Below are 7,445 nucleotides of genomic sequence, written 5' to 3'. Positions count from 1 at the left end.
GCACAGATCCGCTCAATTCCCCTCACCTAGGCCAGGGTCGCCTCGATCATACAAAGCCTATTGTCGGACATCACAGTGGTTCCTGCAGGGGGGGGGGCCTAGCTGTTGCAGTGATTGCGACACTCGCAAGTGAAGAGCCTAGAGCATCATGGGCGCCCTGTAGTTTCAGTGCTCGTGTTCGTTCAAATCCTGCAGCTTCAGAAATTGGCGCCGATCCACCTTCAGCCGTCAGTTACTTAAACTCCGGAGGAATGTAACGTGTAACCAAGTCTTCGAAAATACCTTCCAACTTCAACGCCCTAGTGGCACGTTCCAGTTTTGTCAGTACATCCTTCGACAACTGACCCTTGGCACATTGCAGCCACAAACTGTTTTGCTCAAACGGAAAGACGACCCCAATATCCGCACGAGTAATGTTTTCGATCGAAAAAATGTGGAAAGTACTAATCGCAGAGCCGGCAATTGCATCGACATGACCAGCCCTCAGCATGTTTAGGCTTTGCAGATAACTGTTCGTTGGGACCTGCTTGATGTCAGAGTCGGTAGATATGGGCAGATTCTTGAAAGATCCACGCGGTATTGCCAACCGCTGACCATGTAGGTCTTCAATGGAAGATATTGACAGCCCAGGACGGGTTACAACGATAATATCCAATCGATTGTGGATTTCAGCTACCTGAAGGAAGTTTTCTTTGGTCCAAGGTGTTTGAACGATAATTGCACAATCAGAAACACCACGTTCCATGTCCTTCACGACCCGGGCGATGGGAAGTATACTGTTGGTTGTGGAAATGCCCGCTCTGGCGGTTATGGCATTACTTATATCAACAAACAGGCCAAGGCGACCCTCTGGATCATTGTGCAGAGCGTAAGGAGGAAAGTCGAAAGTTCCAAATTTGACGGTTTCCGCAAGCATTGGCTTGCTGGCAAAAGACGTGATCAACACAAATAGCACTATCGCCAGGAAATGTATCATATCCACCTCTCCTTCAGACAACAATTCTCAATTAGCTGCTTCACCCCAGTCTACACCACTCTCCTGTCTAGTGTGATCAACTTTGCTCCCAATCGTGTTTCACGGAAGATCCACGCAGTGTTGAAGGGTACAAATAAATGCCCCTCGGTTCTTCTTAATGGCATGTCAACACAGCATCCATTTTTACGATGTGCATCAACGAAGTTGTGATACCTGCCAACCCCGGCAACATGTGTTTAAGGTTGTCAGAAAACCTAAAAAGCCCTAGCAAAAACTAATGGAAGTGCTGAAGCGCATAGTTTTGACCGTTGCTGTCGGTTTGCTAGTCCTGACAACTGGGCTTGGCACAACTGCTTATGCGCTTGCGATGGATGGGAAAACTGGCCACTGCGCAGAGCACATGTCTATGCTTCGTGATGCCAAGCCTGCCACTATCAGTGGCACCGACGCGCCTCAACATGAGACGAGAGCCGACACTACAGGCGACGATCACGATAACTGTCGGCAGCAAATAAGCCCAGGATTGATTGTTTTGACACCTCGGATGTCTGTTGGTTTAGTCCGCTTCGATTTGACCCAAGCGGGTTTTGAGAGTGATTTGCGCCACTTGAATCAAGCCGAAACTCCGGATCGCCCACCTAACACCTGAGACTGCACGACGCTGCGTTGCTGTTCGGCTTACCTTGGATGCTACTGCATTCGGGATGGCGACAAACGAACCCGCGCATTCTCAGTTCAGATTTTTGTTAGGAACGTCAAATGAGACGAAGAAATACCCTGCTTGGTGTCGGTGCGATTGCTGCACTAGCGTTGTTTGCTTATTGGCAATTGCGCACCCCTGATCAAGTGAAACCCACTGGAGCTACTGTTTTCGATGCAATTGTCGCGGTGCAAGTCCCCGCTATTGAAGGCAATGCTGCAATTGGTAAGCGGATATTTGATAGTGCCTGTGCTGCCTGCCATGGGGCAAATGCGGCGGGGACGACTGGCATTGCTCCACCGCTGGTTCACAAGGTCTATGAACCTAGTCACCATGGGAATGAGGCGTTCCAACGCGCAGCCGCGAATGGTGTGAAAGCCCACCATTGGAAATTTGGCGATATGCCCCCGGTCTCTGGTCTGACACGCGGGGATGTCACCATGATCATCACTTATATTCGCGAGCTACAACGCGCCAACGGAATTCACTGAGGTCTCTTCATGAAAATCATCATTGCAGCCGTCGTTTCATCGTTTCTTGCCTCGGGCGCATACGCCCACTCAGAAGTCGACACAACAACGCCGTCTAACCAAGCTGCGCTGGCCGAGGTTCCGGCACAGATAGACTTGGGTTTCGCGAAAAAAATTCGCCTGACAAAAGTTGAGTTAACTCACGATAGCGCTACGACTGTCTCACTTGATCTTGACGGTTTGACACGTTTTGAACGCGCGTTTTCTCTTCCAATACAAAACATGGGCGACGGTACTTATCACATCGAATGGCGAGGCTTAGGCATGGATGGACACGCCATGCAGGGTGAATTCACTTTTGAGGTGAACTGAGCATGCCAGACATTTGGGGACTCTCATCAATATTGACAAAGTGGTTATTGTACACCGGACTTACCGGGGCGACGGGGATTACCATGGTCCGCATCGTCTTCTGGTCCCATGTCAAACCACTTGAAACCCGCCTTCGCCGCTTTTCGCTTGTTCTAGCAGGCATAGCACTTACCGCCGCCGTGCTTAGCTTCCTGCTGCGCGGCGCAGCCTTAACCGGCGACATTTCAGGAATGGTTGATCGCGAAATGCTTGGCCTCTTGTGGACCACCCCTGTGGGGGAGGCCTTTACCTATCGGCTCGCAGGCGTCGTATTGGTCATTGTGGGGCTGTACATCCCTGCAATCGGAGCGTGGGTCAGCCTAGCTGGCGGCATAGTTGCACTGTGGTCCTTTACGCAGATTGGTCACATCCCTGATCTTGAACAAACAGGCGTTCGCCTACTGTTGCTGCTGCATCTGTTGGGTGTTTCGTTCTGGGTAGGAATACTTGCCCCATTACATTGGTTGGCGCGCGACCCCGAGTATCTGGAAATCGCAGCATACCTAGGCGACCATTTCGGCGTTATGGCTTCGGGTATTGTCGCGGTCCTGGTGCTGGCAGGTGGTCTAATGGCCTGGTTGATCCTGGGAAGTGTCTCTCTACTCTTTACGTCATCCTACGGATTGGCACTCGTCGTCAAAGTGACTTTGGTCGCGCTATTGCTAGGTTTAGCCGCCGCCAACAAACTCCGCTTTATTCCCGGAATGAAGGCCGGAAAACAACAGGCCGCAAATCATCTTGTTCGCTCCATTGAATTGGAATTCATTGTCATCACGTCTGTTCTAATCGCCACCGCGACCCTGACCAGCGTTGTGTCTTTGCCGATGTGAGAAATACCATGAAAAGACGAGACTTCTTAACCGCAGCAAGTGCTGCGATTATCGCCCCACGCCTAAGCTGGGCCACCACCTCGCAAGAACTGATTGCGGAGCCGGTGATTGCTCAGATTTTGCCAAGTGATAGCCCTGCATTTGCAATGTGGGGATATAATGGCAGCACCCCAGGCCCCGAACTCCGCCTGTCTCAGGGGGAACTTCTTGATGTCAGATTTCTAAACAAGGTCGGTCAGGGATCAGCTGTTCACTGGCACGGAATACGTTCGGACAATGCAATGGATGGTGTTCCGGGCCTTACGCAGGATATTGTGCAGTCTGGCGATCATTTCGACTACCGCTTTCGCGCGCCAGATGCGGGCACGTTTTGGTACCACTCCCATAACCGCTCATGGGAGCAAGTCGCCAAGGGGCTGTATGGGCCGTTGATCGTCGAGGAAAACAAGCCGCCGGATGTGGATCACGACATCACTGTTTTGATCGATGATTGGAGGATATCCGTAGAGGGAGTCTTGGCCGGTGATTTTGATAACATGCACGACCAGGCCCATGCAGGCCGCATGGGCAACTTTGCCCGCGCGATCATCAACACAAAGGCGCCAGTTCAGACTAGAGATCGCCTGCGCCTGCGACTGATCAATGTTGCAACCGATCGCATATTCCCAATCGATCTGATCGGCATCGAAGGAAAGGTGGTTGCATTGGACGGAATGCCACTGGCGGAACCTCAGGATATTTCTGGCTTGGTTCTTGCCCCAGCCCAACGTGCAGATATCATTGCGGACGTAACGTCCTCTGACAACGTGCAGTTTGTGTTCCCGACGCGGGATGATCCCTACGTCCTAGGAGAAATTGCCCTTGAGGGCACAAACAACAACCGCGCCGCATCCGATATCCTCCCCCTACCGGTAAACACGATGGCGCAGCCTGATCTGGACAATGTGATTTCGCTCACACTGACCATGGAAGGCGGCGCAATGAGCCCGCGCAGTAGTTCGCTCACTGACATCTGGGGCTTCAACGGTCAGTCCGGTTTAAACGACGCGCCTTTCCATAGCTTTGAGCGAGGACAGACCGCGCGTATATCCATGGTAAATGACACAAGATTCCCGCACGGGATACACCTGCACGGTCACCACTTTTTCGAAGTGCAGGCAGACGGGATGTTAGGGGCATTCAGAGATACTACCTTGGTCACCCCAGGTGAAACCCGCGATATCCTATGTATATTCGACAATCCCGGTAAATGGCTGCTGCACTGTCATATGTTAGGCCACCAAGCCGCAGGGATGAAAACCTGGTTGGAGGTGTCGTGAGCAATTGGCTGAGTTTCCCCGGTTACAATGAAGTGAGTATCTGGACTTCATAGTGGAGCCCACCAATACATGGACCTGTCGCGGTTTGATACCGCTCCTTTGATAGCTTTTATTGCACTAACGGAGACAGACTATGGGGCTACAACGGACGGATAAATTGTGCGAAGACGCGGTGCGCATCGCATCGACCAGTAAAGGCTACTCATCATACCGTCATTCGTTTGGGAGCGAGAATTATGCCGGCTTATCAAGTTCAATGCTGCTTATCCTGAGACGGTTGCCAACAAGTCTGTTTGGGTCTGAAGCAGTTTTGTTGCCCCGCAGTTTCGAGGATAATTTGATACACCACCGCTTCAATTTCAACCAGTTGCTGAGCCGTACGGTTTCCACTAACGTATCGTTAACTATATTTTAACCTCTGTGTCGGACAGCGTAGCTATAGGAATCCGGTGGTGAGGCGTCGGCAAATCTGGTACTTCGTTCGATCTGAACACTATCCCCGGAGGAACATTGCCCCCAATAATTACCTCAGTTCTATTTGGTGAGAAGCCACCCTCGGGCTGCTCGTGAATTTCAACCTGTAATCCATCGTCAGATTGCACACCGACGAAGCCGTGCCCTATTCCTGGGGTATCCAGTTCGTTCACACCCAGGTAGATTTCTGCCATATCCACTTCCTCATCTAAATTTTTCTAGTGATGCTGTGAGGTAATTAAGGCAACTCTAGATAGCAACGTACAGCTATAGACCTTATGATTGAAATCGTCCCGTGGGTATCTTCAGTCCAGAAAACAGCGTGGCGGTTTCTGCCGCATATTGACTTAAACTTCTTGGTGGAGACCATCCAGGTTTTAGCTTCTTCCTCCACAAAGAATCGTGGGTATTCTCCTCAAGTTGAATGATCAACAATTCCTCCCCACATTTCGGTAGGTACCCCAAGCCCATTTTCCGAAAGCCAGCCGGTCAGTTCTGCAGCCGGTGTTCCAGGGGGAAACCTCCCTTCGACTACATCTTGGAAATTCACGTAGTAGCGGAAGGCCCAGTGTTCTTTTAACTACAGATTATCGTTGGAAGTGTCGGCCCAACAGGAACCACTCGCCAAAACCACCACCATAAGGAGTGCCGGAAATAGAATTTCCTTTGCTTTGGAGCCTGTCTTGCATTGACCCTGCTGTTTTTTCATGTCCGCACCCTTGATCCGTCTTCCTCTAAGTAGAACGCGAAAAAGAAATATCATGCGTAGGGAGATTTTTTTCAACCACGACCATATACTTGTTGATGGCAGCGTAGCTCAGATTTCTGCGTTTGGCACCGCAACAGATCTGCGCCGAGTACAACCCGTGCTCAGGCGTCAAGGTCTGAGCAAAGGGTTCAACCGTGGGGGCAAGGCAGGAATGAGGGTGATTGAGTTGACTAGCAGCTAACGGTCACACATCAATTTACATCGCTGAGAATGCTCAAGCGCTCGACCTACCAAGGTTGGGCTCTTTTTCGTCTACGTCGTCGCGATTGGCTGGCAGTGAGGCTACTAGTTCATATCTCTGTCAAAAAAGCCACCTGATAACTTAGTGCTGATTGCCCCCATCCCTACAGTAGATCGGTGCTCAATTCCAACGGCCAAATTGAAGGACTGAGCACTATCTGCAAATTGAGTTCTGCTGATCCTACAGTGCCTCCACAGCGGGTGCAAAGTCTGGTGAAACCTAAATACGCCACAGCTACCTTTCGGATTATAATAACTGAGAGCCACCTAACCTTTTGAACAGCACCACACACCAAAGGGTTCCCCTTAATACTTTTTAGCAAATCGTTAAATGGCTTCCACTTGTGGTACCTTGTCGTTAGAGTGAGAGGCCTGCCTCATAGCCTTGATCACCTTCAAAGATACGGGGAGCCGAAATGGCAACATCTAACACAAGAACCAAGGTTGAGGTCCACGCCGCGGATTTCACTCACGGCTTGGAAATTCCGCCTCACAAGGACCCATTGATCCTGCCTTACCTAGTCGTTATTTTTCTTCTTTTCGGATCAACTCTATTCTTGGTCATGTGAGCAGCAACGTAGAGGCAGGCGGCCACCCTAAAGTGGCGTTAAGTGGTTTGTTTGTAAGCGTTGCAACCAGCCCCCAAGTTGCCCCCTAACCACGCCAGTGCCCTGAGTGGTATCTATGCCTCCGAAAGCTAACAGGAGGCTACTATGGCGGAAAATGAGGTTTGGGGCTTTACCATCCAGACAACCCCATCGGGTAGGAATATTTGGCCCAATCAGTTAAAGCGGTGTGCGTCGGCAGCGCTTATGGGTCCAAAGGCGGCCTAAACTTAGAGAGGGTTTGGCTCATCTGTTTGGTTTGATTATGCGGCGTGCTGGCGGTGATGCAAGCGTCGCGCTTCGCGTGTCTTCTGTTTGATCCTTTCTCGTTGTTTTAGAATGGTTTTGTCGCGCCCGAAGTAGACGTCGGCAGGTGTGACGTTGTTGAGGCTCTCGTGGTATCGCTGGTTGTTGTAGTGGCCGACGAAGGCTTCGATCTGGGCATCGCATGCCAAACGGATGATTTTGCATGGGTGATGACGATTCAGAGTGATCGCTCCAACGAGCAGGCAGAACTCGCACAAAGTATCGAAATATCGTATGCAGGCTTGGGTTGTCCGTCGTCATATAAAATGGAACATCAGAGGGGCTTGACCATTGGAGGCTCTGGTTCGTTTGTGTGATTGATTATGCAGCCTGTTTTTGATGTTG

At 50.8% G+C, this 7,445-nt stretch carries 6 protein-coding genes and 1 pseudogene; 4 read left to right on the top strand and 3 right to left on the bottom strand.

Annotated elements, in window-relative coordinates:
* Window positions 1–232: 232 nt before the first annotated feature.
* Window positions 233–976, bottom strand: coding sequence for a substrate-binding periplasmic protein (locus tag DL239_RS16740; protein ID WP_167685254.1), 744 nt, complete (start codon window positions 974–976; stop codon window positions 233–235).
* Between the two features lie 759 nt (window positions 977–1,735).
* On the opposite strand from DL239_RS16740, the gene DL239_RS16730 reads away from it, so the two are divergent.
* The 4 genes from DL239_RS16730 to DL239_RS16715 are packed head-to-tail and all read left to right on the top strand — an operon-like array spanning window position 1,736 to window position 4,706.
* Entirely contained in the window at window positions 1,736–2,167 is a 432-nt protein-coding gene (locus DL239_RS16730) for a c-type cytochrome (RefSeq protein WP_167685252.1), read from the top strand.
* Window positions 2,168–2,176: 9 nt separating this feature from the next.
* Window positions 2,177–2,518, top strand: a complete 342-nt coding sequence (locus tag DL239_RS16725) for a copper resistance CopC family protein (protein WP_167685251.1) — start codon at window positions 2,177–2,179, stop codon at window positions 2,516–2,518.
* A gap of 2 nt (window positions 2,519–2,520) precedes the next feature.
* The gene (locus DL239_RS16720; protein WP_167685250.1) at window positions 2,521–3,387 is read left to right on the top strand and encodes a CopD family protein; all 867 of its coding nucleotides are present in this window, start codon (window positions 2,521–2,523) and stop codon (window positions 3,385–3,387) included.
* 8 nt (window positions 3,388–3,395) lie between these two features.
* On the top strand, window positions 3,396–4,706 hold the full coding sequence (locus tag DL239_RS16715; protein WP_167685249.1) for a multicopper oxidase family protein: 1,311 nt from the start codon (window positions 3,396–3,398) through the stop codon (window positions 4,704–4,706).
* Between the two features lie 404 nt (window positions 4,707–5,110).
* Here the strand turns inward: DL239_RS16715 and DL239_RS16710 are convergent, their stop codons facing one another.
* Together DL239_RS16710 and DL239_RS16705 are read right to left on the bottom strand one after the other, a co-directional pair.
* Window positions 5,111–5,374, bottom strand: coding sequence for a hypothetical protein (locus tag DL239_RS16710; RefSeq protein ID WP_167685248.1), 264 nt, complete (start codon window positions 5,372–5,374; stop codon window positions 5,111–5,113).
* Between the two features lie 1,683 nt (window positions 5,375–7,057).
* Window positions 7,058–7,240 (bottom strand): annotated as a pseudogene (locus DL239_RS16705) (integrase core domain-containing protein); the annotation flags it as partial.
* Window positions 7,241–7,445: the final 205 nt, after the last annotated feature.

Source organism: Parasedimentitalea denitrificans (assembly GCF_011813015.1).
GTDB classification, from domain to species: Bacteria; Pseudomonadota; Alphaproteobacteria; order Rhodobacterales; family Rhodobacteraceae; genus Parasedimentitalea; species Parasedimentitalea denitrificans.
Note: the sequence above shows the minus strand (reverse complement) of the source record. Positions and strands in the feature narration are given on the sequence as shown.

Excerpts from the sequence above, each read along its gene's own strand:
- DL239_RS16730 (WP_167685252.1), top strand. The coding sequence starts at position 1,736 with ATGAGACGAAGAAATACCCTGCTTGGTGTCGGTGCGATTGCTGCACTA.
- DL239_RS16740 (WP_167685254.1), bottom strand. The coding sequence starts at position 976 with ATGATACATTTCCTGGCGATAGTGCTATTTGTGTTGATCACGTCTTTT.
- DL239_RS16710 (WP_167685248.1), bottom strand. The coding sequence starts at position 5,374 with ATGGCAGAAATCTACCTGGGTGTGAACGAACTGGATACCCCAGGAATA.
- DL239_RS16720 (WP_167685250.1), top strand. The coding sequence starts at position 2,521 with ATGCCAGACATTTGGGGACTCTCATCAATATTGACAAAGTGGTTATTG.
- DL239_RS16715 (WP_167685249.1), top strand. The coding sequence starts at position 3,396 with ATGAAAAGACGAGACTTCTTAACCGCAGCAAGTGCTGCGATTATCGCC.
- DL239_RS16725 (WP_167685251.1), top strand. The coding sequence starts at position 2,177 with ATGAAAATCATCATTGCAGCCGTCGTTTCATCGTTTCTTGCCTCGGGC.